The organism is Halovenus marina, from assembly GCF_051414115.1.
In the GTDB taxonomy this organism is placed as follows: Archaea; Halobacteriota; Halobacteria; order Halobacteriales; family Haloarculaceae; genus Halovenus; species Halovenus marina.
Genome location: NZ_JBLKNZ010000001.1, coordinates 2,680,351 through 2,705,887, shown reverse-complemented (window position 1 = coordinate 2,705,887; position 25,537 = coordinate 2,680,351). Strand labels below are relative to the sequence as shown.

The window sequence follows — 25,537 nt, the reverse complement described above, 5'->3', positions numbered from 1 at the left end:
TCTACCTGTCTCGCTATCCCGTCGCGGCCGTCGTCTCCTGTTTGCTGGCGAACCCTTCGATTTATTCGCCCGGATGCGTTGCATCCACTATGTCCGACGACGACCCTCCGGGAGCGACCGAGCGAACACCACGGGGACGAGTGACTCCGTGGCTGTTTCTCGTCGGCCTGCTCGCGGTGTTCGCCTCGGCACTTCTGTTCGTTCTCGCCCTCGTTCGCGATACTGGCATCGTCCGTCCAGTCGCGCTCAACGCCGTCGGCGCGGCACTCCTGGTCGCAGTGGCCGCCTACGACACGCGACAGGATCCTGATTCTGTCGTGACCGAGACGACCGGCGCGGTCGGCACCGCGTTGCTCCTGTACGGCCTGTACCTGTTCGCCAGCGGTCTCGTCGTCACCACGACGAGCGTCATTCACGGCCGTCTCGTGGTCGGGATCTGGTCCATCGGACTCGCAATCGTCTCGGTCGGCGGCGGCGTTCTCTCCTTTCCGACGCGGACGCTGCTCGAATCCCAGCAGCAGAGTGCGCGCGAACAGTACGAGACGGCAGTTGAGGCCTGTGAAGCCGCCGCCGAACACGTCGGCGCGGGCGAGTACGACAGGGCACGGACGCGGTACGGCGAAATCGAAAGTGCAATCGACGAGGCTGTTCGGGCCGAGGATGCGATTCCGGACGACGCAGAACGAACCGACGCTGAACCCAACGATGTCGAACTCGACGACTCCGGACGCGGAACGGAACCGGTCGCAGCGATACTTACGGGGTTAGATGAGCAGGGAGCGGAGGCAGTCGAGGCGGGCAAATCCCATCTCGATGCCGACGAGTTCGGGGCGGCCACGGCCGCCTTCACCGCCGCACAGCAGGCGTCTGCGACTGCGCGGTCCGTCGCTGCTGCGACTGACCACGAACGAACCGAATCCGACGACGAGATCATCGCCTGGGTCGAGGTGACCGACGGGCTGGCGACGGCGGCGGGTGCGGCCGATGCCGGTGCCGTCGCGAGTGCGCTCCAGGCGCTGGACGAGGCTGGTGAGGCCGTCACCGACCGACAGCACCCGCTGTTCGACCGCAAGCGCGTCGCCATCCTCGCTGACGCCGAAACCACGCGGCGTGAGACGGCGGCCCAGCGACTGGCCGACGCCGAGTCGATTCTCGACGGCGAAGCCTTCACGGCCGTCGAGTGCGCACAAGCGGCGATTCGTGGCGCACGGGCAGCGCTTGAATCATCCGAACACGATGTCGCTGGGGGAACTGCCGAACAGGATGGCGCTGGGGGAACTGCCGAGCACGACGTCGCTGCGGACGAGGCCGCCGAGATCGCGTCGACGCTCCGTGAGCGGATCCAGGCGTGGACGACGGTAACTGACCGAGTCACCGTCGGTGAAGCCAAACTGGAGGAGGGAGACCACACGGGCGTACTCGAACTGCTCGAAGCGGCCCTCGTCGCGGCGAACGCGCTCGACGGCGGGACCGACCCGGACCCACGACAGATGACGGCGTGGCTGCGTGGCTGTGAACGGATCATGGACGCGTACGGCGAGGCGACGGCGGCAGTCGAGGCTGCTGACGAGCACCGTGCGGACGGCGACGAATCGAGCGCACGTGAGGAACTCGAACGTGCGCTTGCGGCGTTTGACACCGCCCGAGCGGCCGCGACGCGGGCCGGAATCGACACCGACTACATCGACCGCGAAGCACAGACGGTCACGGAACGTCTCGAATCGGTCGACCACCCCGAGTGACAGTCAGGTCACTCGGCCACTCGCTGTGCGAGGACGATCAGCGCGGTGCTGTCCTCGACAGCGTGCGGGGAGATATCTTGTTCGCCCTCGAAGCGGGCGATATCCCCAGCCGTCAGGTCGTGTGTCTCGTCGCCAAGTTGCAGTTCGACCGCGCCGTCGACGAGATAGAGGACGATATCGCGGTCGGGGTGGGTGTGTGCCGGGATCTGTTCGCCCGCGTCGAGTGAGAGCCGGATCGTCTTTGGCTCTGACCCGGGGAAGACGTTCGCGTGCGGTTCGTCCTCCAGGGCTGTCAGCGTCCGAATCGTCGTCACGACTCGTCACCCCGCGGGTCGAACTCGCCCCGCTCGATGCCCTCCCGAACCGGGTCGTGTTCCGCGTCGGTCGGCGGTGGTGCGGTGACGAGTAGCGCCTCAAGCCGTTCCTCCTCGGCCCTGACACCGCGGTCCGTCTCGGCTTCGACAACTACCACGTCGCCGGGTTCGACGCGCCGGGTCGTTTCGCCGTCGCGGACGCGGCCGGTCCCTGACTGGACACAGACCGCGACGTCGCTCTCCGGGGCGTGTACTGGGATGAACTGACCGGGCTCGAAGTACCCGCAGACGACTTTCATCCGGTCGCTTCGGAACACCTCGACCGCCGAGAATCGCTCTTGGTTATAGACCCGCTCCGCGTCGAAGTCCGTCGCAGTCATTCTGCCCCCTCCGCGTTCCGTACTGACCACCCGGCGACGAACGCGACCGCCGGAACGTGTGCGAGCGCTGCGCCCCGTTGGCATCTTTTAGGGTTGCCTAAAGTCATCGGTCGGATCTGACCGGAGCACGGCAAAAAGGGTTCGGGCGAATATCTTCAGGGGCCGACTCCGTCGACTGTGTCGGCGTCGCAATCGTTCGGATCGAACACGTTCCCTCAATCTTTATACAGCCGGCGACCCTGCACTAAACCGATGACAGAATCCGACGAGGAGGGGATCGCAGACCTCCCTCCGAGCGCGAAGCTCGTCTACAAGGTTCTCGAATACGACGGCCCGCTGACACAGAAGGGGATCGTCGAGGAATCGATGCTTTCCGCCCGGACAGTCCGCTATGCGCTCGAACGACTCGACGAGGCCGAAGTCATCGAGGAGGATGTCTACTTTGCCGACGCGCGACAGAACCTCTACGAGATTACCGACGAGGCGACCCAGGCCGAAGCGACACCGTAGCGGCGATTCTCTCTTCTCCCCCTGAGCGATGGTCGTCCCTCAGGATGGAACGACCGTGATCTCCTTCCCGCGGTCGATCGCTTTTTCGAGTTCCTCGGCGATGGCGGAGCCACGCGAGACCTGAATCTCGCCGCCCCGCGAGACCGTCGCGGTGAAGAGGTACTCGCCGTTTGCCTGCACCTCGACGGTGTCGCCCTCGTGGCCACCGAGTGGGAGGATGACGTGCTGACTCGTCACCTCGGGCGTGACTGTCTTGCCGCCCGTCGCGGTCGGACTCTCGCTCCCGGGTCCGTCGTCTGGCCGTTCGGCGAACGTTCGCACGTCGATGCTGATGCCGAGTCGGTCCTCGATGTCGGAGATCTGTCCCCCGCCCGTGCCGATGACCGAGGAGATGTCGCCTTCCTCGACCCAGACGACAGCGGTGTTCGATCCGCGAATGTCGACTTCGACGTGGCCGTGTGCGACCGAGCGGATCTCTCGCTCGATCTCCTTCTTCGCGATGCGGTCGACGCCCGAATCGTCGCCGTCGCTTTCGTCGAGCGGAACGGTGACGACCTGTCGATTGAAGGTGTAGATCTCGTACTCTGCCTTGCCGGTCTCGAAGTCTCTAATGAGGATCACTGGCCGCGCGAGGTCGTCTTCCATCAGGCCCTCGGGAACCTTGACCTCCGTGGTCACGTCGTACACCTTGGTTACCTCGCCAGCCTCGATGTAGACGACGGTGTCGACGACCTGCGGGATGAGTCCCAACTCCACTCGCCCGATGAGTCGCTGGAGGGCGTCGATGGCGCGAGTCGCGTGGACGACGCCGATCATCCCGACGCCAGCCAGACGCATGTCCGCGAAGACCTCGAAGTCGTCAGTCTTTCGCACCTCGTCGTAGATGGTGTAATCGGGTCGCACCATCAGCAGCGAGTCGGCGGTTTTGGCCATCTCGCCGCCGAGTTCGGTGTACTGTGTCACCTCGGGACCGACCTGCAGGTCCCGTGGCTTTTCCATTGTCTTGACCGCCTGACCCGCGTCCACGAGAAACTCCGCGACCGCCTGTGCGAACGTCGACTTGCCTGCGCCGGGCGACCCCGCGATGAGGACGCCGCGGTGCTGTTCGCGCAGTCGGTCGCGCAACTCGTCTGCGTGTTCGTAGTCGTCGAGATCCGTCTTGACGATTGGTCGGACGGCGGTGATCTCGACCCCGTCGCTGAAGGGCGGTCGGGCGATTGCGATCCGGTAGGTTCGGAACTGGACGATCGTCATCCCGGGTTCGTCGAGTTCGACGAAGCCCTCGGCGCTGTGTCTGACTGCCTCCTCGATGTCGGCGGCGTACTCCCGGACGTCGGCCTCGGTCAGTACGTCCTCGCCGATCTCCTGATAGGCCATCTCGCCGATAGCCCCTCGCTTTGCCATCGGGCGCACTCCCACCTTCAGGTGGACGCTCATCGTCTGTTCGTCGAAGTACTCCTCGATTGCCAGTTCCGTGACGTCACGAACCTCGGGTTCGATGAAGGTGACTGCAAACCCCTTCGAGCGGGCGACTTCGGCCTGCACCTCATCGCTGGTCACCAGTGTTGCGTCGCGCTCTGCTGCGACATCGCGGATGAGCGCGTCGATTTCGCCTTCGCCCGCCTCGCGCTTTTCGAGTGCGTCGGGGCGGCGGCCAACGTACTCGACGGTGAGTGTGCCCCCCTCGTCGAGTTCGACGAGTCGCTGGAGTTCTTCGAGCCCCTCCCACCCAGTTTCGCGGCCGTCGTTTGCCTGTGCCTCGAGTTCGCCCACGACCGCCTCCGGAATGAGAACAGTGACGCCTGCAAATTCGTCGCCTGCACGTTCGGAGACCCGGCCGTCGATGATGACGCTCGTATCCGGGACGATTTCCATACACAGGGTATGCGTGCCACGCTTATATGGGACAGGAAATCAACCCGCGTCGGTGCTGTTACCGGCTACTCCGCCTCGGGCGACAGACCTATCTGACCGCTTGCCGACCCTTCGGATATGCGAATCCTGGTCTCTCGTGGAACGATCCACGGCATGGGTTTCGAGGAGTACGCCGAACTGCTGCGCGAGCGTCTGCCCGATTGTGAGGTGACGTTCGCACGAACGCCCGCCGAACAGCGCGAGGCGCTCGAACGCGCCGAGGTGGCCACCGCACGTGACTTCGACGCCGACCAGTTGGAGGACGCTCCGAACCTGCAGCTGTTTGCCACCCTGTTTGCCGGAACCGACCATCTCGACTTGGACGCCTTCGAGCGCCACGGCGTCGCCGTGACGAACTCTTCGGGCGTTCACGGGCCGAACATCGCCGAGTACGTCGTCGGCTGGCTGGTCGGGATTGCCCGTCAGTTCCCGACCGTGATCGAACAGAACCAGCGCGGGGTCTGGCAGAGCTATCCTGTGCGGGAACTCCACGGCTCGCGCGCTGCCGTCGTCGGTCTCGGCGCAATCGGTGAAGCGGTCGTCGACCGACTGGACGCCTTCGGCGTGGAGACTGTTGGCGTCAGATACACCCCCGATAAGGGCGGCCCCGCCGACGAAATCTACGGCTTCGAAGAGATCCACGAGGCGGTCGCCGATGCCGACCACGTCGTCTTGGCCTGCCCGCTGTCCGACGCAACTCGCGGGCTGATCGACGACGACGTGCTCACGACGATGCGCACCGACGCCACGCTCGTCAACGTCGCCCGCGGCCCGGTCGTCGACACCGACGCGCTCATCTCGACGCTTCAGTCGAACGAACTCCGCGGCGCAGTGCTCGACGTGACCGACCCCGAACCGCTGCCACAGGACTCCCCGCTCTGGCAGATGGACGACGTCGTGATCACGCCACACAACGCTGGCAACACGCCCAACTACTTCGAGCGCAGCGCCGACATCCTCGTCCGGAACGTCGAGAAGCTCAGAACCGGCGAGGCGGACCTGGTCAATCGAGTCGTGTGACAGTGCGGACCCAGCAGCATCGATAGCAGCGCGAACGCCACCTTAGCCTCCCGGAGTAAACCGCGGCGTGTACTTCTGTGTCCCGTAGACGATGAGCGGGACGCCGACGGCCGTCGGGCCGAGCCAGCGAACCAGCGGCGGCACAATCGTGAGATTGACCGTCACCGTCGCGGTCACCGTGGCGATGTACGCACCACCCATGAACCCGATGTGGGCCTGAACCCACGGGGATTGCTCGGCAGGCGGCACCTGCAACCGCCGCAACATCCCGACGGCAAAGCCCGCTCCGATCGCGCCGAACACCGCGAGTGCGGGTGCGAGTCCTGGGGACCCGGTGACGGTCTGCCACGCGCCCACGCCGACCATCGCCGCGCCAGCGACGATCATCGTCCCGTGTCCGAGATAGTCGAGTGGCGTGGCTTCCGTCAGCCCCGCCCGTCGCCGCCAGATGATCCGGTAGCCGCCGAAGACCAGATACCCGCTGAACACGGCGATGGCGAACAGAAACCAGTCCTCGGTCCAGACTGCGAGCGGAACCGCCGTGAGGACGACCGCACCCATCGACAGGGCGTAGGCCTTCCCGGCGGTATTGTGTCGATAGCCGCCTTTTTTCGTCGTGATCGCGCCAACTCCGGCGAGCAGTGCGACCACGCCGAAGAGGATGTGAACGGAAAGCAATACGTCCACTCCCGGTACGTCTGCTCCCGATTCGATCATCGTGTGCTCACCGTGCTCGACCTGATCGGCTGTCTCATCGTTCTATCGTTGCACGTGACTCGCTCGAAGGAATAGGTTTCCCCAAGATGTTGGGGACTACTCTAGCCGATAGGTCGGTCCCTCGTCGGTGTCCTGTACCTCGACCCCAAGAGCCTCTAGATCGTCGCGGAGTTCGTCCGCCCGCTCGTAGTTGCCCGCCTCCCGCTCCCGCTCGCGAATCTCCAGAACGAGTTCGACCAGATCCTCTGCGACCGTCGCCTCGCCCGGCGTCGTCTCCTCGAACTGTAACCCCAACACGCCCGTTCCGAACTCCTCGAACGTCTCGACGGCACGACGAAGTCCCCGGTAGTCGTACTCGTCGCCTTCGAGATGCGTGTTGACTGCTCCGACTAACTCCGATAGCGCGGCGAGCGCCCGTCTGGTGTTGAAATCGTCGTTCATTGCCGCCTCGAACGCCTCGCGGGTCTCCGTCACTGCCGCACGGAGGTCGCCGTCCTCGATTTTCGTCCGGGCGTCGATGCTGTCGACCGCTTCGACCGCTCGGTCGTACCCTCGCTCCAAGCGGTCGTAGCGCTCTGCGGCCTCCGCGACCGTCTCGCTGTTGTAGGTGGCCGCGCTGTGATACGCCGTCGAGAGCAGAAAGGTGCGGACGACGTTCGGGCCGTACCGCTCGATTGCCTCGCTCACGCTCTCGAAGTTCCCCAGTGAGGAGGACATCTTCTCCTCGTCGGGCGCATCGAGCAGGCGGACGTGCAGCCAGTACCGGGCGAAGGTCTGGCCCGTCGCGGCCTCGCTCTGGGCAATCTCGTTTTCGTGATGCGGGAAGACGAGATCCTGCCCGCCGACGTGGATGTCGATGGTCTCGTCGAGGTGGGTCATGCTCATCGCCGAGCACTCGATGTGCCAGCCCGGCCGTCCCTCGCTCCAGGGCGACTCCCAGGTCTGTGCCGTCTCGACGGCTTCCTCGGCCGGGGCGGCCCCTTCGTGCTGGTGGTCTGCAATTTCCTCGGGGTCCGGGCGGCCCGCCTTCCAGAGCGCGAAGTCGGCCGGGTGGCGCTTTTCGGCGCGCTCGTCGGGGTCGCCCTGCGATTCGATTGCCTCGATATCCTGATTCGAGAGTTTGCCGTATCCCTCGAAACTGGTCACGTCGAAGTACACCGACCCGTTCGACTCGTAGGCGTAGCCCCGGTCGACGAGGCGCTCCACGAGGTCGATGATCTCGGGGACGTGCTCGGAGACGCGCGGGTACACCTCCGCGCGCAGGAGGTTCAGCGACCGCATGTTCCCGAGAATCTCCGCGATATACGACCGGGCGACCTCCTCCTCGCTGTCCCCACCTTCACCGACGCGCGCGACAATCTTCTCGTTCACGTCGGTGAAATTCTCCACGTGGCGCACATCGTAGCCCAGATGCTCCAGCCACCGGTGCATCACGTCGACGTGTACCCACCCGCGAGCGTGGCCGAGATGCGCCGGATCCGATGTCGTCAGGCCACAGTAATACAGCAGCACCGACTCGGGGTCCCGCGGCTCGAAAGCCTCTCGCTCCCCGGTCAGCGAGTTTCGCACGTGCAGTGTCATTAGCGGTATCTGTGCGGGCGTGTCGCTTCAACGCTGTGGTCTGGCCGTCGTGACTCGACAACTCCGAAACCGCGACGACTGCTCACGCGAACGCGCGCTCGACGATCCGGAGCACGTCCGGCCCGTCGCGGCGCTCGACGACCACGACGAGCGTCTCCCCGTCGAATCCCACTGCTGTCAGGTTGATGTCGGCGACGTCACACCGTCCGACGACCTGCCGTAGCCCGGCCACAGAGAGCGTTCCCGTCGCCAGTATCGCGGTCAGCGACCCCCCGCCGGAGGAAAGCGCCGTGTCGCCCACGACGAGCAGTGCCGCTGTCTCGTCCTCTGTTTCGCTTGCGCCCCGTTCCGCCAGTCCACTTTCCATCCGAACACGCGCGTCACCGAGCGTGCCGGGGTTGTCGAGTTCCTCGGCGTAGCGCCGGAGGGCGGCTGCGACGGCGCTCTCTTCGCCTACGTCGAGATACGACGCGGCGGCGCTGTAGTTGACCACGCCCGCTCGCAGTCCCTCGTGGAGAAAGGGGCGCTCCTGAACTGCCTCCCGAGCGCGCTCGGCCAGTGACATACCCCGTTCCATGCCCGGTGTGGGCTTGAATCGTTCGGCATCGACCGACCCGTAGTTTGATAGGATCTGGCGGCAGAGTGATACGTATGAACACCACGCAGCGATTCGGCCTCGCGGCCGGGTTCGTCGTCCTGTCCGGAGTGGTGAGCGTCCTCGCCGCGCCGTCGCTTCCCGACCAACTCGTCACCAACTGGGGTGCTGACGGTGATCCGCGGGGACGGATGGGCAAGACGTTTGGACTCGCGCTCATGCCACTCCTGATGGCTGGACTGCTTGGCCTCTTTGCGCTCATCCCGCGCATCGACCCGCTCCGAGAGAACATCGTCTCCTTTCGCCGGTACTACGACTGGTTCGTCGTCATCATCACGGGCTATCTGGGGCTGATCCACGCCGGGATCATCGCCTTCAATCTCGGCCACGAGTTCCCCTTCACGTCGCTCGTGCTCTCGGGAACTGCCATCCTGCTGTACTACGCGGGGGTCCTCGTCACTGAGGCCGACCGCAACTGGTTCGTCGGTATCCGAACGCCGTGGACGCTCAGCAGCGAGGAGGTCTGGGACCGAACCCACAGACTCGGCGGCCGACTGTTCAAACTGACCGCCATCATCACCGCAATCGGACTGCCCTTTGGCGAGTACGCCATCTACTTCCTGCTCGTTCCTGTTCTGCTCACGTCGGCCATCACCGTCGTCTACTCGTACTATCTCTACGAACAGATCGAGGGAGAGCCTGATCTGGGGTAGTTTTGGGGGATCTGTGACTGAGACGGGTCTGGTACCACTCGATGTTTCGAGTCACTCCGAGCCCCCTGTTCCGTGGATTTTTATACGCTGGTCGCGTCAGCGCCGATAATGACACAGTGGGAATGTGCGATCGAGGGCGACGAGGTCGAGGCCTTCGACCGCGTCGAGGACCTGATGGTCCATCAGGCCGCAGAGCACGAACGCGTCGAGTGCAAGGTCTGTGGGGCGGTCGTTCCGGACGGCTACTTCGCCATCCGCCACGCGTTCGACGAACACTCTCGCGCCGAGTACGTCCGCGCCTACGACGCCTCCGCCGCCGAAGTGCGCCGCCGCGAGAAGATCCGCGAAACCATCGAAGACGTCGCCGATATCCGCGAAGTCGTCGACCGACTCGACGAATAGTCCGGGACTTCATACTGTCGGCTGTCCCATCTCGAACATACGTCACCACCCGGAGTGGCGAATATGTGTACGTACAGCCGACAGTATCAGTAACCGCCTGCTTCAGGAAAGCACCGACCACATCTGTTCGTTCGCTTGCTGGTGACCACCTCCGTGATGAGCACCCGCTGTAGAGTCCTCGATTCGACGTGACGTGTAAGACCACACTCAGTCTCGAACTCGCCAGCCCCCGTTTTGTGCTTGTGTACCGTGTTCGTTGTTTCGTTCAACACGCCACTCGGGGCATCACTCAGTGCTGGTGCCATCTTTGGCAATCTCTCACACGATATGCTTATTATTGTTCTGCCTATATCGCGAGGGTGTCAAAAACAGCGAGCTAGCTACCGCTCTTCGCTATCGAGGACACGGATCTGGTCGCCACGGACGGTGACCGGGATGGGAACCGTCGCCTCGTACAGTTCGACCGTAACCTGGTCTTTCCCTTCGTCGATGCGCTGTACCTGTGCCTTCTCGCCTTTGAACGGTCCGGCGATGAGTTCGACGATGTCGCCCTCTGCGATCCCTTCGACGTCGGGGGTCGGTGAGAGGAAGTGCTCGACTTCGGCCATCGAGGTCTGTCCCTGCACGATCCCCTGTGCGTGAGGGATCTCGTCGAGGATCCGCTCGAAGACTGATTCGTCGTCGGCTTCGACCATCACGTAGGAGGTCACCGAATCCGGCGCGAGCGCGGCGTGAATCGACGGCTCCTCGCGGTTGATGATCATCTCCGCGACCGTCTGTTCCTGACTCGCGGTCGTCTTGACTGCGTAGATACCCATCACGGACCACCCGGGACGAAACTCATGAAGACGAAGATGGTAAAGCCGATCAGGCCGACGAGCAAGATCCCCGCGCCAGCAATCTTCGCGACCTGACTGAACTCTTCCCAGGACGGCGTACTCGCCAGTTTCAGCACGCGAATGTACGAACTGAGATCCGTTGGCGTGTTCATGTCGATGGCTTGCTCCTGCGTGCATTTCTATCTATTGATGCGATATCAGCACTCTGCACGGAACAGCCAGCGCTATCTCGGCAGGATCGACCACCAAAATGTCCGCCCGCTGTGACTCGGTTACTCGACGTAGTCGATGTCTTCGCCCATCTGCTTTGCCGCCTGTTCCTCTGCTGCCTCGCTCTGGCCGTAGATCTGTGGGCTCTCGACGCCCGTGACGACGATCATCGTCTCCATCTTGCCCTCGAACTCGCGGTCGACGGATGCGCCCCAGATGATGCGCGCGTCGGGATCGATGCGGTCGTAGATTTCCTCGACGACGCCCTCGGCCTCCTCGATGCTCATGTCGGGGCCGCCGACGACGTTGACCAGCGCGCTGCTCGCGCCGTCGAACTCCACATCCAGCAGCGGCGAGCGAAGCGCCGAGCGGATCGAGTCCTGTGCCTTGTTCTCGCTGTCGGACTCGCCCAGTCCGATCATGGCGACGCCGCCGTTTTCCATGATCGTCCGCACGTCTGCGAAGTCGACGTTGACGAGGCCGGGCTTCGTGATCAGTTCGGTCATCCCCTTCACGGAGCGCATCAGCACGCGGTCGCAGATCTTGAACGCGTCCTGGAGTGGCATCGACGGGGCGTAATCGAGCAGGCGGTCGTTGGGGACGACGATCACGGTATCCGAGACGGAGCGAAGCCGTTCGAGGCCTGCGTCGGCGTTCGCTCGTCGGCGCTCACCCTCCGCGGTGAAGGGAATCGTCACGATCGAGATGGTGAGCGCGCCAGCGTCCTGTGCGGCCTGCGCGACCACGGGGGCCGCGCCGGTTCCGGTACCGCCGCCGAGACCAGCAGTGACAAACACCATGTCCGAGCCGTCGATCGACTGCTGGATGTCCTCGATGTTCTCCTGCGCGGCTTCCTCACCGATCTTGGGGACCGAGCCAGCTCCGCGCCCGCCCGTCCGCTTGCGGCCGATGAGGATCTTGGTGTCGGCCTCGACCTCGTCTGCGAGATGCTGTGCGTCGGTGTTCGCGGCGACGAGTTTCGCACCGTGGATCCCTTCCTCCATCATCCGTGTGACTGTGTTTCCGCCCGCACCGCCACAGCCGACCACGGTGATCTGGGTTTCCAGGTCCTTGACGACATCTGCGAGTTCGTCGTCGGTCATCTGTCCAGATGTCGCAGGGTTGTCCGTCGTCGTCCCACCAGCTTCGTCCGGCTCGGCCTCGGCGGAGGCGTCGGCCTCCTCCTCGGCCTCGTCGATCGCCTCGTCGATTATCGAGTCCATGATTTAAATGGTAGTTAACCTAGGGCCTCTTATAGTCTTTCCCCATCGTCAGACGTGTGTCTGACACGATCGTTGATGACATTTCCCGTCCGGGTAGGCAACGATTAGCGAGCTGAGGGGCTTCCGTCTGGGTAGGCAACGAGTAGTGGATTGGGGTGTTTCTGGAACAACAACTAAGCAGTCACGAATCCAACGGTTCGACGTGGCAAGCAGCCTCCTGCCCATCGTCGCAATCGTCCTCATTCTCGGCCTCGTCGCGCAGTTGCTCGCAAGCCGACTCCAGATCCCGAGTATCGTCTTCTACCTGGCACTTGGAATCGTCCTCGGTCCGGAAGTGCTCGGTCTCGTTACTCTCGATACGTTCGGCGAGGGGCTGGAGACGATTGTCGGACTCAGCGTCGCGATTATCGTCTTCGACGGGGCGTTTGCGCTCAAGCTCCGCCGGATTCGGGAAGCGGAGACGACCGCCCTCCGTCTGGTGACTGTCGGTGCAGTCGTGACCTTTCTTGGAACCACCGTTGCGATCCGGGTGCTCGAAGGTGCCGAGTGGGAGATTGCGATGGTCGCAGGGGCCTTGCTCGTCGCGACGGGTCCGACGGTCATCACCCCGATTCTCGACGTCGTCCGGGTCAGAGACCACGTCGCAATCGCGCTGGAAACTGAGGGCATCGTCAACGACGTCACGGCGGCAATCGCGGCGGTCGTGATCTTCGATACGCTGTTGCTCGATGATCTCGGCATCCACGTGACGCTGCTCTCGTTTATCGAGCGGTTCGGGGTCGGCGTGGCTGCTGGAGTGCTCGCCACGGGCATCATCTACGGTCTACTGGAGACCGATATCACACCCGAACACCAGATACGGTCCGCACAGTTTCTGGTCCTGTCTGCGGCGATCGGGTCGTTTGCGGCCGCCGAGGCGGTCGCCGCCGAGGCCGGGGTCGCTGCCGCGGCCACCGCCGGTGTCCTGCTCGGCAATCTCCATCTCGACCACGAACAGGAGATCGAGGAGTTCGCACGCAACGCGACCATCATCGTCCTCTCCTTTGTGTTCGTCTCGCTTGCCGCCCTGATCGACCTCAATGCGATCCGCAGACTCGGCGTCGGGGCCATCGTTCTCGTACTCTTTCTCATGCTGGTGCTTCGCCCGCTCGTGGCGATCATCTCGACGCTGGGTGTCGACCAGTTCACCTGGCCCGAACGACTCTTTCTGGCTGGCGTCGGCCCACGCGGCATCATTCCAGCGAGCGTCGCCACGCTGTTTGCCATCGAACTCGAACTCGCTGGCAACGTCGAGGCGGGCCAACTGCTACTCGGGACGGTGTTTGCCGTCATCCTGGCGACTGCCGCAATCGAGGGCGGACTCGCCAGACAGATCGGTAGCTTCCTCGGAGTGAGTCCAATGCGAACCATCATCGTCGGGGGCGGCCGGGTCGGCCGGGCGCTCGCGCAACGACTGGAGAACAGAGGCGAATTCGTCGTCATCGTCGAAGACGACGATGAGCAGACTGAACAGGCGCGATCTGCCGGATTTACGGTGTATCAGGGCGATGGAACCGACGGCGACGTGTTACGTGAGGCTGGCGTCGACGACGCCAAGATCGTCGTTGCGGCGACACAAGCGGATGACAAGAACCTCCTCATCTGCCAACTCGCGCGGACGAAATTCGGCGTCGAATCGGTGATCGCACGGGTCAACGACCCCGCGAACGTCGATGCGTTCGAGACGATCGACGTCACGGCCATCGACTCACCGACGGCGACGGCGGTCGCCATCGACGACGAGATCGAACGCCCGGAACTCACCCACTGGATGAACGAACTCGGGGACAGCCACGACGTACAGGAGATCGAAGTCACGGCCGACGACCTGGTTGGCAAGTCCATCGAGGAAGTCAACAGCGAGATTCCGGACGGCTGTATCGTCGCCACTATTGGCCGAGACGGGGACGCACGTGTTCCCTCGTCCGACGACAGACTCGAGCGAAACGACCGGCTCACGTTCATCGGTGACGAAGACGCCGTCAGGCGGGCGGTGAATCGCTTTCATCCACGCGATTGATCCGAGCTTTTCTGCAGAATTGATCTACCATACTAGCCGGTAGAACCCACGTAATTATTTATCCGATCCGTCTGGATATACATCATGGAATCGACAGACACTGCAAACGAGTCGGGCGTGGACCACTCTGACTCCGGCTCGCTGAGTCAGATCGTCGACTGGGTGACTGCGGCCCTGTGTGCGCTGGCAGGGCTGTTTTTCGCGGCTGTCGGCGCTGGTCTGTACGCGCTCGCAGACCGCGAGGACGTCACGGATTTTGTCATCGAGGAGGACATCCAGGTCGACGAACTCACGCAGGAGGAACTGGTCGATCTGATCCTGGCAGTGCTGACCTGGGGCGGGATCGGAACGATCCTGCTCGGCTTGCTGCTGGTCGCTGGCGGGGTCGCCTTCCTCGTCTACCGCCGTCGACAGGAACGGACGAGCGATTCCCCCGATACGATCACGCTTGCCATCGTCGGCGGCGTCGTGACTGTCGTCGTCTCTGCGATCCCCTTCTCGCCGATTCTCGGCGGACTCGTCTCCGGATATCTTCGGGACGGCACCACGTCCGAGGGAACGAGAGTGGGCGCGTATGCTGGTGTCGTCGCATCGATCCCAGTTCTCCTGCTCGGCGCGCTGGTGCTCGTCGTGTTCGCAGTCGCAGCGGCGGAACTCGGCTACCTCTCTGTCGCTATCGCTGGCGGATTCGCGATCCTGTTCGGGTTACTCGTCACCCTCGTGTACACGGTCGGATTGAGCGCTCTCGGTGGGTTTCTCGGGACGAAACTCGCCAACCGAAACGGCGACTCGGCCGAGTGATTGGGAGGACGGGTCCTACTCTGCCTCGCTCGTTTCATCCTCGTCGAGCGGAAACTCCCGCGTCCGGATCTCGTGAACCACGTCGGGAGGGATCGTCTCTCCGTCGACGTCCACCGGTGTCCCCGATGCCAACCGCCCGAACTTCGGCCCCTCGGGGACGCCGAGTGTCGCCGCTCGCTCGGGGTCGAACACCTGCTCGCGGGCGACGGCGCGTCCGCCCGCTCGCTCGACGCTGTCGTATCGCTTCGCCAATATGTCGAGCAGTCGGTCGACGACCGTCTCGCGGTCGTTCTCTGCGCCGAGGACTGCGGTTCCGGTCACACGCGTGCCGCCCTGGTCTGTCAGAAACGCACGGGTCGTCTCCCGTAGCGCGGCGGTCGTCGCCTCGCGGTCGATGCCCCGCGCGGCATCGACCAACTCGTCGGGGAACTCCGTCACTGCAATCGGTCTGTCGCCTTCGTCCTCGCCCGGCGCAGGGGCGTTTGCCCCGAATCGGAGCCCCTCGTCGACGGACGCGACTGCCGACTCTGCCCGCCCGACGAACCCCAGATCGACCCCGTCCGTCTCGCGGATCCACGTCTCGCTGACCACTCGATATCCCAACGTTTCGATGGTGGCGACGAGCTCCGGCCGGTCCCCCTCGACGAGCGCGTGCGTCGCGTGACTCTGCTCGAAGGCGTCCGCGATGAGTTGCTCGGCCTCCGGCGTGTCGAACGCGCCCATCGCGTCGAGCCCCCAGTCTGCAGCGACGTGGCCCACCGCCCATCCCGTCTCGCGGACGATCCGCTCGAATCGGGGTGTGTAGTGGCCGCCGCCGAAGCCGACGAGGTGTCGCCGCGTTCCGTCCGCTTCCGGCGCTCGGTCGGGTGAGACGCCGCGCAGACCGAGGATTGCACGGGCGACGGCCCGCGCTGCCTCGGGGTCGTTCCACTGGGGTTCGTCGCTTCCCACCTCGACGAACATCGACGGCGCGCCGACCTGCGAGGGGCCGTGATGGGTACACTCCATGCCGACGTCGTACCGCTCGGATGCGTGCGTTTCGAGTGCGTCGAGCACTCGGTCGTGGGCGTTCGGCGGCGCGCGTGCGAGTTCGTTGTCCCGTCCCCCATGATCTGCGGGCCCGAAGTTACCGGTCACGTGCGCGGTCAGCAGTTTCCCCGTCTCGCCTGCGTGCTTGGAGGCGAAGACGATCAGTTCCGGATCGTCGAAGGCCGCCGCGACCCCCTCCATGTCGAGGTGGCGCTGCTCGAACTCGCGGAGTGTGGCACCCTCCGTTCGATAGGCCACTTCGCCGCCGTCGCTGGTCGGCGCTCTCTGCTCCCATTCGGTCAGCGACCGCAACTGCTCACCGATGTGGACGGAGGCGCTATCGGCCCGCGAGACGACGATGCCGAGCATCTGCGGAATGTCCGCGACAGGGCCTTGAAAAGATTATCAATCGCCGTCCCAGATGACACACAGACAACCCGGCTCGCCCTCGTACTGGATCTGGCCGCCGCGTGCCTGAATGGTGATCTTGTCGCCGCCGCTCGTGGTTCCGGTGAACTCGAATTTGGTTCGCTCGGAGTCGCCGTTTTCGACCTCGGTGAGTCGCTCCAGCACGTCGACGGTGTCGGCGTCGTCGACGATGGTCAGCGGCGAGGCGTCGATGAGGTCACTCTGGCAGTACCCGAACATCTCTGCGAGCCGTCTGTTGACGTAGACGAGTTCGCGCTCCTGCGTGATGAACACGCCAGTCAGATTCTGCTCGACGAGTTGCTGATACCACGTCAGTGCGTCCCAGAACCGCTGCTGAGCGCGATACTGGTCGACGGCGTTTTTCACTCTGTTTGCGAGCACGTCGTACTGGTCGGTGCCCATCCGCTTTTGCATGTAGTCGGTCGCGCCGGACGCGATGGCGTCGCTCGCGACCTCCTCCGACCCCTTGCCGGTGAACAGAATGAACGGAAGATCCGGGTACTGCTCGCGAACGAGTTCCAGAAACTCGATGCCGTTGGTGTTTGGCATCTCGTAGTCCGAGATGACGCAGTCGAAAGCGCCCTTGTCGAGCAGATCCAGCCCTTCGACGGCGCTCGTTGCCGTCGTGACGGCGAACTCCTCGTCGACCCGTTCGAGAAACGTCTTCGTCGCCTCGCCCAGGTCCGGGTCGTCGTCGACGTGCAAGATTTCGACGCTGTCCTTGCTGGCGATTGCAGACACCGGAATCTCGATAACGTCGTCCTCGGCTGATCCCGGTATCTCACCGCGGAACAGCGGTTCACTCTCCTCCTGTACTCGTCGACTCCCCTGGAGCGCAGCACGGTGAATACGAACGCCGTGCTCTGTGTTGTCTGTCACCATTTTTCTCTCTCGATAGCGGCAGCACGGATCCGACCGGTCTGGGCTGGAACTGGCTTCTGCATGTCGTCGTCGCTCCGTTCACTCGCGGACGGAGTTCCATCCCAGCAGTTTCTCATATTCCGCCGTATGGCCCATGTCGGTATAACGTTTTCTTCCCCATTTTCAAAATGTGATACTGTTGATCCGATATCCAATTGTAGTAACTATTATAGTGTTTCCTACACCATGTGAAACTGTCCCGCGCCTCCACTTTCGCATCGATTACTCTTCTCATGGTGTATATTTACTAAATTTATTCTTGATATTATTAGTATTATATAGTTAACTATAAAATACATTCATTACCCATCCAGCCGATGATGTAATTGAATCATGTCCGATTCAAAAACTGCAGACTACCTGCGTGAGCATCCGAAAGTACTGGGCGTCCTGTTCGCACTGACCGTCCTGCTGAGCCAGACCGGCGGTGCCGTCGCTGCGAACGGTCACACGATCAGTTAAACCGGCCTGTTCTCTCCGTACCGAGTACACTGAAGCAATTCCGACAGCGAGTCACATCTTGGAGATGAGTCCACTCAGAGGTCGTCAGTCGTGACTGATGCACTCCAGTGCAGGGTGTCGTCTGTTCGTACTGGCACGTTCTCCAGCGACAGGAACTCCCCGAGTTCGCTTTCACTGGCCGAAAACGAGGAGATCGGCCCCGAACTCAGGAAATACTGCTCGTTTTCACCGATGTGGGGCATATAGAGACTCCCGATCCCGGCGTCGTCGGTCGTGTACGTCTCGATTTCGACCTCGAACTGGTCGCCGTCCCGGTCGATATCGAGCAGGTTCGGCGTTCGACTGGGTGCCTGGGTAACGGTGAGACCGCCGTCGCCGACGACGATGTACTGTCCGCCGAGGATGCTCTGCTCTCGTGTGACACTCAACGCAGCACGAAGCGGGAAGCCGACGTTGAGCAGTCGTGCGAGCGTCTCGCCGATGCCGACGGCGCGGTCGTTCGGGATGTCGTTGAGCGTCACGATGCCGCCGATCGAACCGGCTTCGATCAGGTCGAGCCCCTGTCGATACGAATCACACGCGTTCAACAGGAACGACTCGACACCGGTCTCGTCGAGCGTTTCGATGTCGAGTTTGCCGTCGGCGCACTCGAACCCGTCGTCGTCGGCGTGGCCGATGTAGTGGAGGAACTCGGTATCGGCGCGCAACTGCTCGCGCAACTGGTCGACAGTGAGACCGCGCCGGAGCGTCACGTCGAAGGGCAGGTCGTCGCGCTCCCCGTAGATCTGACTCACCAGATCCCGCTCTTCGTCCATTCGGCTATCGTTCAACACGACGGTGATCGAGATGTCCCCCTCCGACCTCGTCCGGTCGAGGCGGTTCTCGAACGCGTCGCGCGTGAGCTTGCTCGCGCCGATCGGGACGCCGTCCCCGATCCACGCTTGCTCCATCGATCCGTCCGACTGCGGTTCGACGTACGACCGTTCAGTGCTGCTGTTTCCAGCGGCCGACCGTGTCATCACGTCACCGCCCGTTCCGCCTGCCGTCGGCGCAGCAGGTTCCGCATCCTGTTTGTCGGTTGCCGTGCGGACGATCGCCAGATCGTCGATCACGTACGGGAGCTGTTCGATCGTGTCGCGCTGTGCTTCGACGTGTGTCGTCAGCCGCCACTTCGGCATGTGCGAGTCGAGCGTCGCGTACGGCACCTGCAGATACTCCCGCACCTGCGCCGCGAGCGGTCGGTCGTACAGCCGCTCGTAGTCGAGACCGATCTGGTCTTCGAGCGCCGCCCGCTCGTGGAGGTCTATCTGGTAGATCCCCTCCGTTCGAACGAGACAGTCGAGGAAGAAAATCTGCTTGAGCGTCCGCTCGATGCCGTGCTGGAGGCTTCCTCGACTATCGAGCGCGTGCTCGAATCCCGCGTCCGTGACGAGACGGGGCTGCTGGGCAGGGACGACATCGGCCCCGAGATAGTACGCGAGCGGCGACGCCGCGTACACGGCCTCGTAGGTCGGCGGCAGTTCGAGCGTGATCCCCGTCTCGGGAGAGTGGATCGAATCCGGCACGTCGAGACGGTCGCCGATCTGGACCGCGGGCGGATGGCCGCGGTTCGACGGATACGACCGCTCTGGGGTGGTCGTCTTCAGCGCCGACCCGAACGCGCTCACCGCGTCCATCATCGCGATGGGCTCTGCCGTGGTCGTTATCGTCCCGGCAGGTCTGTCGTGCCACGAAACCGCACCGACCTGTATCGCCTGTTCCTCGCCGAAGTCGAGTCGCATCTCGATCAGATTCGCCGAAATGTCGATCTGGCTCTCCACCCTGATGTAGGTCTGGATCTGCCCTGCCAGTTCGATGCTGTATCGCCCTGGCGGGATCGAGGCGCTGTCGAGATAGCCGACCTCCTGCACCACCGCCCCCTGTTCGTCTCGAACGTAGACGCTCACCGGTTCCGGGAGGACGATTTCCGACGTCGTCACTTCGACCGCGCGGTCGACGGGAAAGAGAAACGGCTCCTCGTCGACCCGCGTCGGTGAGACGCTCCCGTCGGTCTGAAGCCTGTACCGAAGCCGTTCGACCCGGTCGACGATCTCGATGCCCGACTCGTCGACCGTCTCGAACGCGAGCGGCACGTGGTTCTCGCTCATCAGCGTTTGCCTTTATTTATACGGCACGTACCACAAAAAGCTACTGGCAGTAGTATCAACGCAGATAACCGCGTCTGAGGATTCACTCGGAGTCGAGTCACTGATACAGCCAGCAGTATGCCAAAGCGTGGCGATTATACAGCGTCGCTCGGAGCATAGGGCATGGACGTGTACGGTCTCATCGGGAATCCGGTCGAGCACTCCCTGTCACCGCCGATGCACGAGGCAGGCTACGACCACCTTGGCATCGACGCGAAGTACGTCACCTTCGAACCGCCGAGAGGCGCTGCTGTCGAGGCCGTCGAGAGCGCGGCCACGCTGGGCGTCGCCGGACTCAACGTGACGATCCCGTTCAAGCAGGCCGTCCTCGACGCGGTCGACCCCGACCCGCTCGCGGCACAGATCGGCGCGGTCAACACCATCGACTTCGCGACGGACCCGCCGACGGGCTACAACACCGACGCGAGCGGCGTCGTTCGCGCACTCGAACACCACGGCGTGACCTGTGAGGGCGTCGCAGTTGTCGTCGGCGCTGGCGGTGCGGGTCGTGCCGCCGCCTTCGCACTGGCCACCGAGGGGATGACCGTCCACGTCGCCAATCGAACTGCCGAGAAAGCGACGACACTCGCGGCCGCCGTCGACGAGACGGCTGGATCGGCCGCGGGCCACCCGCTCTCGGCCGTTCCCAGTTTGCTCGACGACGCCGACCTGCTCGTCAACGCGACGAGCGTCGGGATGGACGAGGACCGTTCGCCCGTGTCTGCGGATGCGCTTCACGCCGACCTGGCTGTGCTCGATGCCGTCTACTCCCCCATCGAGACGCGCTTGCTTCGGGACGCGGCCGCCGCCGGTGCGACCACGATAGACGGCGCGTGGATGCTCCTCTATCAGGGTGTCGAGGCCTTCGAGCGCTGGACTGGCCGGGACGCGCCAGTCGCCGAGATGAACGCCGCTCTTCGAAGCCGACTTTAAGTATCGGGGATGGTAACTGGTCAGTATGAGCGAACAAAAAGGGCTGTTGGAGCGGCTGAAGAGTTTTCTCGGTCTCTCCCGGACCTCGCGACCGGAATCGACTGACGACGCGGATGTCACCGTCGAGCGCGAGCCGAATACGACGACCGAAGATGCGGTGAAGGGAACTGGATCTGCGACAGCCGACACCCCCTCGGAGACAGTCGAATCGGACACGTCGGCGGAGTCGGATAGCTCGGTTGTTTCGGAGTCGGATAGCTCGGTTGTTTCGGAGTCGGATACTTCGGCTGTCTCGGAGTCTGATACTTCGGCTGTCTCGGCGGAGTCCGACGAGGTCGAGACCCCCTCCGAGTCGGGAGAATCCGAGGAGGCCGATGAGCCTGCGCCTACGGACTCCTCCGAGGACTCTCCTCCGGTCGACGAAATAAAGGGGATCGGACCGACCTACGCCGACAGACTCGGCACGATTGGCATCGAGACGGTCGCTGACCTGGCCGATGCAGACGCGGCCGACGTCGCTGAGGCCGCGCAGGCCTCCGAGTCACGCGCGACCGACTGGATCGAGCGTGCAACTGACTTCGAGTAACTGACGTCGAGTGACGGTTCACACTCGACTGGGCGTGTTGATCGAGCGTCCACTCGATGTGAGTGATCCGCAAGACGGTTAGGCTCCCCCCGCCTTTCGTTTGGTAATGAACCCGGAGGTAGCGACCGAACCGGGAGCGTTCGCGGCGACGGCGCGCGCTGCCCCCGCAGGCGCACGCGTCCCGGTCGAAGTCCGAATACGGGTCGCCGATCCGTTTCTCGCGTACCGACGGGCACGAGACGAGACTGGGGGTGTGTATCTGGAGACGACTGGCGGGCAGTCGGGCCGGGGGTATTTTGGTGTCGACCCCGTCGAGATGCTCTCTGTCGACCCTCCCGAAACGCGGTCTGGCGACGACAGCGATACGCTTGCGACACTCGCCGCCGCGCTCGACGGCGAAACCCTTGCCCGTGGTGACTGTACGGTCCCCTATCCCTGTGGGCTGATCGGCTGGCTCTCGTATGATATCGCCCGGGAACTCGAAGCACTCCCCAACAGCGCGCTCCGGGACCGGGACCTGCCCCGGCTTCAGATTGGCAAATACGACACGCTCGCGTCCTGGGAGGAACCCACCGAGGGGGAGACTGTCCTCCGAATCACCGCCTGTCCGGTCGTCGCTGACCCCGACGACGAGTCGGCCGTTCGGGCGGCCTACGACCGCGGCAGAGAGCGGGCACTGGACCTCGCAAACCGAGCACTGTCCGGCGACCCGGAAACGACGGATCCGCCCGTCAGGACCGACACCGCCAACTTCGAGAGCGACTGCGGACGGGCGGCGTTTACCGACCGTGTCCGGACGATCAAGGCCGCGATCAGGGAGGGGGATACCTTTCAGGCGAACATCTCACACCGACTCCGCGCGCCCGCCGCGGTCCATCCCGTCGAGGCCTTTGGCGCGCTCCGGACGGTCAATCCCGCGCCGTACTCGGCGCTGCTCGAATTTCCAGGCGTGGATCTCGTCAGCGCGAGTCCGGAACTGCTGCTCGAACGCGACGGCGACCGTCTGGTCACCGAACCCATCGCCGGGACGCGCCCGCGCGGGGCCACGGACGCTGACGACGCCGACCTCGAAGCGGACCTGCGAACCGACGAGAAAGAGCGGGCCGAACACGCGATGCTCGTCGACCTGGAGCGCAACGACCTGGGGAAAGTCTCCCGGTTCGGGACTGTCGACGTCACCGAGTACCGCCGGGTCGACCGCTACGCGGAGGTGATGCATCTCGTTTCGGAAGTCGAAGGCCGACTCCGCGAGGGTGCGAATCTCGCTGACGCCATCGCCGCCGTCTTCCCCGGCGGGACGATAACCGGCGCGCCAAAGCCCAAGACGATGGAACTCATCGACGAAGCCGAGGCCACGCGGCGCGGTCCCTACACCGGCTCTGTCGGTCTCTTCGGCTTCGACGAGCGCGCGACGCTGTCGATCATCATCCGGACGCTCGTTCGCTACGACGACGAGTACCACCTGCGCGTCGGTGCTGGCATCGTTCACGACTCCGACCCGGACCGAGAGTACGCCGAAACGCTCGACAAGGCGCGAGCGCTGATTACTGCCGTCGACGAGGCGCTCGGCAATCGTGCTGACCTACAGGTGCAAGAGCCATGACCGGGGACGAATCATGAGAGTGCTCGTCGTCGACAACTACGACTCCTTTGCGTACAATCTCGTCCAGTACGTGGGCGAACTCGTCACTACAGACGAGTGGATTGTGGGAGATGGCGAGGTGATCGTCAGGCGCAACGACGCAATCTCCCTCGACGGCGTCGACGAACTCGACCCCGACGCAATCGTGGTCTCGCCGGGGCCGGGAACGCCCGCCGGGGCTGGCATCTCTCAGCCACTCTTCGCCGAGCGCACCTATCCGACCCTCGGGGTCTGTCTCGGCCATCAGGCGCTGTGTGCCGCCCACGGCGCTCGGGTCGGCCACGCCGATGCAGTCGTTCACGGCAAAGCCTCGCCGGTTACCCACGACGGGCGTGGCGTGTTCGTTGGCCTTCCCGACCAGTTCGCCGTCGGTCGCTATCACTCGCTGGCCGTTCGACACGAGGACGTTCCCGACGCTCTCGAAACGACTGCGAGAACCGACGACGAGCGCTCGGTCGTGATGGGTGTTCGGCACCGACAGCGACCCCACGTCGGCGTCCAGTTTCACCCCGAGAGCATCCTCACCGACCGGGGCAAGCAACTCGTGGCGAACTTTCTCGAACTCGCCCGGGGGGACCGATGACGAAGTACTTCGTCGACGGCGAGATACTCCCCGCCGACGAGGCGACCGTTGACGTTCGTGACCGCGGATTCCGCTACGGCGACGCGGCCTTCGAGACGCTCCGGGTCTACGGCGGCCACCCCTTCGAGTGGACGGCACACGCTGACCGACTCTGCCGGACCTGCGAGACGCTCGGCTTTGCGGACGCACTGCCCGCTCTGGAGACGCTCCGGAGCAATCTCGACCGAACGCTCGCCGCGAACGATGTCTCGGATGCGTACGCCCGTCTCTCAGTCACACGGGGGGTTCAGTCCGGCAAACTCACACCCGATGAATCGGTCGATCCGACAGTTGTCATCATCGTCAAACCCCTGTCTAGGGGTGGTATCGACGGCGAGCGCGTCTGGGACCGCCCCGCTCGCCTCATGACTGTCGAGACCCGGCGGATCCCCGACAGCGCGGTTCCGGCGGAAGCGAAGACCCACAACTACCTCAACGGGATCCTCGCGCGCCTCGAACTCCGGGAGTCTGCCGAGGCGTACGACGAAGCGATCCTCCCCTCGACCGGGGGATATCTCACCGAGGGCGCGACGAGCAACCTGTTTTTCGTGGCCGACGACCGTCTGCAGACGCCGACGACGGACCTGCCGCTGCTGCCCGGCGTGACCCGCTCGGTCGTGCTCGATATCGCCGACGAACTCGGCGTTTCGGTCGAGACGGGCCGATACGAGCCAGATGCCCTGCGGGACGCAGACGAGGTGTTCTGCACCAACTCGACGTGGGAGGTCAGACCGGTCTCGCGGGTGGACGGGGTGGACTATTCGACGGGGCCGGTGACCGCTCGCCTGCAGGAGCGATTCGACGAACGCGTCGAACGGCTGTACACTGACTAGCGCGTCGAACGGCTGTACTCCCGATAAACCCGATTCCGAGTCGGTGCCGTTAGGTAGCTGGCTCGCAGATCCGCAGATGATGGACGAGTCGGAACGCATCGCCGCGCTCGACGAGATTCCCGAGGACAGCTCCTTGCTCATCACCGTCAGAGACGGCTTCGACCGCGAGGAGGCGATTCTCGTCCGGCACGACGAGGGGGTGCTCGCGGTCAAGAACTCCTGTCCGCACTGGACTGACGTGCGACTCGACTCCGGGAGTGGAGCGACCGTCCGCGATGACGAACTCGTCTGTGCAAAACACGGCGCGACCTTCGAAGTCGACTCGGGCGTCTGTACCTACGGCCCCTGTGAGGGCGCACAGATCGAACCGCTCTCGGTCACCGTCAGCGACGACGACGTGTATCTCACCGACGACACCTACACCTTCGAGGAGCGTGGCCCGTCGGGCGAACACGACCTGTCCTCGCGCGGTCGGATCGGCTTTTCGGGGAACTAGTTGTATCCGGGCAACTCGTCGCGTCTCACGACTGTTCAGTCGATCCGGAACGCCGGTTCTTCGACGCTTTCGCTTTTGCACTCCGGACAGCGACTGGGTCGGTTCGCCACGTCGTCGAACTCGTCGAAGCCACACTCCCGACACTCCGGCGGCACCGCGAGCAGTTGCTCTCCTGTGCCATCCAGCGAACGAGCGATGTGCTCGACGTGGTCGAGTGCAATTCCCGTTTTCACCTCGAACTCGCTTGCCAGCGCGCTCGCAGCGAGTGTTTCCTCCCGAAGTCGGTCGGCCATTCGTTCCCGCGTCGTCCGACTCGCTTCGCGCATACTGGATCTTGGGGTGGATCACACATAGCTTTTTGCGGGCGTCGCACCGTCT

At 63.8% G+C, this 25,537-nt stretch carries 27 protein-coding genes; 14 read left to right on the top strand and 13 right to left on the bottom strand.

The window, feature by feature from the left end; all coding sequences use genetic code 11:
- The first annotated feature begins 89 nt into the window (after positions 1-89).
- Positions 90-1,742, top strand: coding sequence for a hypothetical protein (locus ACMGFL_RS13810; RefSeq protein ID WP_436936115.1), 1,653 nt, complete (start codon positions 90-92; stop codon positions 1,740-1,742).
- A gap of 8 nt (positions 1,743-1,750) precedes the next feature.
- Here ACMGFL_RS13810 and ACMGFL_RS13805 read toward each other — a convergent pair whose 3' ends face one another.
- Both ACMGFL_RS13805 and ACMGFL_RS13800 read right to left on the bottom strand, forming a co-directional pair.
- A complete protein-coding gene (locus ACMGFL_RS13805) occupies positions 1,751-2,056 on the bottom strand; it encodes a cupin domain-containing protein (RefSeq protein WP_436936114.1) in 306 nt (101 codons plus the stop codon).
- On the bottom strand, positions 2,053-2,436 hold the full coding sequence (locus ACMGFL_RS13800) for a cupin domain-containing protein (RefSeq protein ID WP_436936113.1): 384 nt from the start codon (positions 2,434-2,436) through the stop codon (positions 2,053-2,055). Before ACMGFL_RS13800 ends, ACMGFL_RS13805 begins: the two co-directional genes overlap by 4 nt.
- Before the next feature lie 252 nt (positions 2,437-2,688).
- Here ACMGFL_RS13800 and ACMGFL_RS13795 point away from each other — a divergent pair, with 252 nt between their 5' ends.
- On the top strand, positions 2,689-2,946 hold the full coding sequence (locus ACMGFL_RS13795) for an ArsR family transcriptional regulator (RefSeq protein ID WP_436936112.1): 258 nt from the start codon (positions 2,689-2,691) through the stop codon (positions 2,944-2,946).
- Positions 2,947-2,985: 39 nt separating this feature from the next.
- Here ACMGFL_RS13795 and ACMGFL_RS13790 read toward each other — a convergent pair whose 3' ends face one another.
- On the bottom strand, positions 2,986-4,821 hold the full coding sequence (locus ACMGFL_RS13790) for a PINc/VapC family ATPase (protein ID WP_436936111.1): 1,836 nt from the start codon (positions 4,819-4,821) through the stop codon (positions 2,986-2,988).
- Positions 4,822-4,938: 117 nt separating this feature from the next.
- Here ACMGFL_RS13790 and ACMGFL_RS13785 point away from each other — a divergent pair, with 117 nt between their 5' ends.
- Entirely contained in the window at positions 4,939-5,880 is a 942-nt protein-coding gene (locus ACMGFL_RS13785; protein ID WP_436936110.1) for a D-2-hydroxyacid dehydrogenase, read from the top strand.
- Positions 5,881-5,922: 42 nt separating this feature from the next.
- Here ACMGFL_RS13785 and ACMGFL_RS13780 read toward each other — a convergent pair whose 3' ends face one another.
- From ACMGFL_RS13780 to ACMGFL_RS13770, 3 genes are all read right to left on the bottom strand, one after another.
- Positions 5,923-6,597: a hypothetical protein gene (locus ACMGFL_RS13780; RefSeq protein ID WP_436936109.1), complete on the bottom strand. Its 675-nt coding sequence runs from the start codon at positions 6,595-6,597 to the stop codon at positions 5,923-5,925.
- Between the two features lie 96 nt (positions 6,598-6,693).
- Positions 6,694-8,178, bottom strand: coding sequence for a cysteine--tRNA ligase (gene cysS / locus ACMGFL_RS13775; RefSeq protein WP_436936108.1), 1,485 nt, complete (start codon positions 8,176-8,178; stop codon positions 6,694-6,696).
- Between the two features lie 82 nt (positions 8,179-8,260).
- Positions 8,261-8,743 carry a DUF7523 family protein gene (locus ACMGFL_RS13770; protein WP_436936107.1) on the bottom strand — a complete coding sequence of 161 codons (483 nt, stop codon included), beginning with the start codon at positions 8,741-8,743 and terminating at the stop codon, positions 8,261-8,263.
- Positions 8,744-8,829: 86 nt separating this feature from the next.
- Here ACMGFL_RS13770 and ACMGFL_RS13765 point away from each other — a divergent pair, with 86 nt between their 5' ends.
- Both ACMGFL_RS13765 and ACMGFL_RS13760 read left to right on the top strand, forming a co-directional pair.
- Entirely contained in the window at positions 8,830-9,486 is a 657-nt protein-coding gene (locus tag ACMGFL_RS13765; protein ID WP_436936106.1) for an SdpI family protein, read from the top strand.
- Between the two features lie 108 nt (positions 9,487-9,594).
- Positions 9,595-9,888, top strand: a complete 294-nt coding sequence (locus ACMGFL_RS13760) for a DUF7565 family protein (protein WP_436936105.1) — start codon at positions 9,595-9,597, stop codon at positions 9,886-9,888.
- 380 nt (positions 9,889-10,268) lie between these two features.
- Here ACMGFL_RS13760 and ACMGFL_RS13755 read toward each other — a convergent pair whose 3' ends face one another.
- From ACMGFL_RS13755 to ftsZ, 3 genes are all read right to left on the bottom strand, one after another.
- Positions 10,269-10,706: a transcription elongation factor Spt5 gene (locus ACMGFL_RS13755; protein WP_436936104.1), complete on the bottom strand. Its 438-nt coding sequence runs from the start codon at positions 10,704-10,706 to the stop codon at positions 10,269-10,271.
- Positions 10,706-10,879 (bottom strand): protein translocase SEC61 complex subunit gamma, encoded by a 174-nt coding sequence (locus tag ACMGFL_RS13750; RefSeq protein ID WP_436936103.1) that lies wholly within the window; start codon positions 10,877-10,879, stop codon positions 10,706-10,708. The genes ACMGFL_RS13755 and ACMGFL_RS13750 overlap by 1 nt, the downstream gene beginning before the upstream one ends.
- A gap of 120 nt (positions 10,880-10,999) precedes the next feature.
- Positions 11,000-12,160 (bottom strand): cell division protein FtsZ, encoded by a 1,161-nt coding sequence (ftsZ, locus tag ACMGFL_RS13745; RefSeq protein WP_436936102.1) that lies wholly within the window; start codon positions 12,158-12,160, stop codon positions 11,000-11,002.
- A 223-nt stretch (positions 12,161-12,383) separates the two neighbouring features.
- On the opposite strand from ftsZ, the gene ACMGFL_RS13740 reads away from it, so the two are divergent.
- On the top strand, positions 12,384-14,219 hold the full coding sequence (locus ACMGFL_RS13740; RefSeq protein WP_436936459.1) for a cation:proton antiporter domain-containing protein: 1,836 nt from the start codon (positions 12,384-12,386) through the stop codon (positions 14,217-14,219).
- A gap of 84 nt (positions 14,220-14,303) precedes the next feature.
- Entirely contained in the window at positions 14,304-15,020 is a 717-nt protein-coding gene (locus tag ACMGFL_RS13735; RefSeq protein ID WP_436936101.1) for a DUF5518 domain-containing protein, read from the top strand.
- Between the two features lie 15 nt (positions 15,021-15,035).
- Here ACMGFL_RS13735 and ACMGFL_RS13730 read toward each other — a convergent pair whose 3' ends face one another.
- Entirely contained in the window at positions 15,036-16,418 is a 1,383-nt protein-coding gene (locus ACMGFL_RS13730; RefSeq protein WP_436936100.1) for a D-aminoacyl-tRNA deacylase, read from the bottom strand.
- A 36-nt stretch (positions 16,419-16,454) separates the two neighbouring features.
- The gene (locus ACMGFL_RS13725) at positions 16,455-17,357 is read right to left on the bottom strand and encodes a response regulator (RefSeq protein ID WP_436936099.1); all 903 of its coding nucleotides are present in this window, start codon (positions 17,355-17,357) and stop codon (positions 16,455-16,457) included.
- Between the two features lie 375 nt (positions 17,358-17,732).
- Here ACMGFL_RS13725 and ACMGFL_RS13720 point away from each other — a divergent pair, with 375 nt between their 5' ends.
- Positions 17,733-17,861 (top strand): DUF7503 family protein, encoded by a 129-nt coding sequence (locus ACMGFL_RS13720; RefSeq protein ID WP_436936098.1) that lies wholly within the window; start codon positions 17,733-17,735, stop codon positions 17,859-17,861.
- Between the two features lie 74 nt (positions 17,862-17,935).
- Here ACMGFL_RS13720 and ACMGFL_RS13715 read toward each other — a convergent pair whose 3' ends face one another.
- Positions 17,936-20,008, bottom strand: coding sequence for a hypothetical protein (locus ACMGFL_RS13715; RefSeq protein WP_436936097.1), 2,073 nt, complete (start codon positions 20,006-20,008; stop codon positions 17,936-17,938).
- Positions 20,009-20,170: 162 nt separating this feature from the next.
- On the opposite strand from ACMGFL_RS13715, the gene ACMGFL_RS13710 reads away from it, so the two are divergent.
- The 6 genes from ACMGFL_RS13710 (at position 20,171) to ACMGFL_RS13685 (ending at position 25,159) form a co-directional block, all read left to right on the top strand.
- The gene (locus ACMGFL_RS13710) at positions 20,171-20,980 is read left to right on the top strand and encodes a shikimate dehydrogenase (RefSeq protein WP_436936096.1); all 810 of its coding nucleotides are present in this window, start codon (positions 20,171-20,173) and stop codon (positions 20,978-20,980) included.
- 25 nt (positions 20,981-21,005) lie between these two features.
- A complete protein-coding gene (locus tag ACMGFL_RS13705; protein ID WP_436936095.1) occupies positions 21,006-21,566 on the top strand; it encodes a helix-hairpin-helix domain-containing protein in 561 nt (186 codons plus the stop codon).
- A 106-nt stretch (positions 21,567-21,672) separates the two neighbouring features.
- Positions 21,673-23,169, top strand: a complete 1,497-nt coding sequence (pabB, locus tag ACMGFL_RS13700) for an aminodeoxychorismate synthase, component I (RefSeq protein WP_436936094.1) — start codon at positions 21,673-21,675, stop codon at positions 23,167-23,169.
- 13 nt (positions 23,170-23,182) lie between these two features.
- A complete protein-coding gene (locus ACMGFL_RS13695) occupies positions 23,183-23,791 on the top strand; it encodes an anthranilate synthase component II (protein WP_436936093.1) in 609 nt (202 codons plus the stop codon).
- The gene (locus tag ACMGFL_RS13690) at positions 23,788-24,663 is read left to right on the top strand and encodes an aminotransferase class IV (protein ID WP_436936092.1); all 876 of its coding nucleotides are present in this window, start codon (positions 23,788-23,790) and stop codon (positions 24,661-24,663) included. The genes ACMGFL_RS13695 and ACMGFL_RS13690 overlap by 4 nt, the downstream gene beginning before the upstream one ends.
- 79 nt (positions 24,664-24,742) lie before the next feature.
- Positions 24,743-25,159 (top strand): Rieske (2Fe-2S) protein, encoded by a 417-nt coding sequence (locus ACMGFL_RS13685; protein WP_436936091.1) that lies wholly within the window; start codon positions 24,743-24,745, stop codon positions 25,157-25,159.
- A gap of 35 nt (positions 25,160-25,194) precedes the next feature.
- Here the strand turns inward: ACMGFL_RS13685 and ACMGFL_RS13680 are convergent, their stop codons facing one another.
- Positions 25,195-25,485 (bottom strand): transcriptional regulator, encoded by a 291-nt coding sequence (locus ACMGFL_RS13680; protein ID WP_436936090.1) that lies wholly within the window; start codon positions 25,483-25,485, stop codon positions 25,195-25,197.
- Positions 25,486-25,537: the final 52 nt, after the last annotated feature.

Coding starts and splice junctions, on each gene's coding strand:
- ACMGFL_RS13810 (WP_436936115.1), top strand. CDS start 90: ATGTCCGACGACGACCCTCCGGGAGCGACCGAGCGAACACCACGGGGA.
- ACMGFL_RS13800 (WP_436936113.1), bottom strand. CDS start 2,436: ATGACTGCGACGGACTTCGACGCGGAGCGGGTCTATAACCAAGAGCGA.
- ACMGFL_RS13795 (WP_436936112.1), top strand. CDS start 2,689: ATGACAGAATCCGACGAGGAGGGGATCGCAGACCTCCCTCCGAGCGCG.
- ACMGFL_RS13790 (WP_436936111.1), bottom strand. CDS start 4,821: ATGGAAATCGTCCCGGATACGAGCGTCATCATCGACGGCCGGGTCTCC.
- ACMGFL_RS13785 (WP_436936110.1), top strand. CDS start 4,939: ATGCGAATCCTGGTCTCTCGTGGAACGATCCACGGCATGGGTTTCGAG.
- ACMGFL_RS13780 (WP_436936109.1), bottom strand. CDS start 6,597: ATGATCGAATCGGGAGCAGACGTACCGGGAGTGGACGTATTGCTTTCC.
- cysS (WP_436936108.1), bottom strand. CDS start 8,178: ATGACACTGCACGTGCGAAACTCGCTGACCGGGGAGCGAGAGGCTTTC.
- ACMGFL_RS13770 (WP_436936107.1), bottom strand. CDS start 8,743: ATGTCACTGGCCGAGCGCGCTCGGGAGGCAGTTCAGGAGCGCCCCTTT.
- ACMGFL_RS13765 (WP_436936106.1), top strand. CDS start 8,830: ATGAACACCACGCAGCGATTCGGCCTCGCGGCCGGGTTCGTCGTCCTG.
- ACMGFL_RS13760 (WP_436936105.1), top strand. CDS start 9,595: ATGACACAGTGGGAATGTGCGATCGAGGGCGACGAGGTCGAGGCCTTC.
- ACMGFL_RS13755 (WP_436936104.1), bottom strand. CDS start 10,706: ATGGGTATCTACGCAGTCAAGACGACCGCGAGTCAGGAACAGACGGTC.
- ACMGFL_RS13750 (WP_436936103.1), bottom strand. CDS start 10,879: ATGAACACGCCAACGGATCTCAGTTCGTACATTCGCGTGCTGAAACTG.
- ftsZ (WP_436936102.1), bottom strand. CDS start 12,160: ATGGACTCGATAATCGACGAGGCGATCGACGAGGCCGAGGAGGAGGCC.
- ACMGFL_RS13735 (WP_436936101.1), top strand. CDS start 14,304: ATGGAATCGACAGACACTGCAAACGAGTCGGGCGTGGACCACTCTGAC.
- ACMGFL_RS13730 (WP_436936100.1), bottom strand. CDS start 16,418: ATGCTCGGCATCGTCGTCTCGCGGGCCGATAGCGCCTCCGTCCACATC.
- ACMGFL_RS13720 (WP_436936098.1), top strand. CDS start 17,733: ATGTCCGATTCAAAAACTGCAGACTACCTGCGTGAGCATCCGAAAGTA.
- ACMGFL_RS13715 (WP_436936097.1), bottom strand. CDS start 20,008: ATGAGCGAGAACCACGTGCCGCTCGCGTTCGAGACGGTCGACGAGTCG.
- ACMGFL_RS13710 (WP_436936096.1), top strand. CDS start 20,171: ATGGACGTGTACGGTCTCATCGGGAATCCGGTCGAGCACTCCCTGTCA.
- ACMGFL_RS13705 (WP_436936095.1), top strand. CDS start 21,006: ATGAGCGAACAAAAAGGGCTGTTGGAGCGGCTGAAGAGTTTTCTCGGT.
- pabB (WP_436936094.1), top strand. CDS start 21,673: ATGAACCCGGAGGTAGCGACCGAACCGGGAGCGTTCGCGGCGACGGCG.
- ACMGFL_RS13695 (WP_436936093.1), top strand. CDS start 23,183: ATGAGAGTGCTCGTCGTCGACAACTACGACTCCTTTGCGTACAATCTC.
- ACMGFL_RS13690 (WP_436936092.1), top strand. CDS start 23,788: ATGACGAAGTACTTCGTCGACGGCGAGATACTCCCCGCCGACGAGGCG.
- ACMGFL_RS13685 (WP_436936091.1), top strand. CDS start 24,743: ATGGACGAGTCGGAACGCATCGCCGCGCTCGACGAGATTCCCGAGGAC.
- ACMGFL_RS13680 (WP_436936090.1), bottom strand. CDS start 25,485: ATGCGCGAAGCGAGTCGGACGACGCGGGAACGAATGGCCGACCGACTT.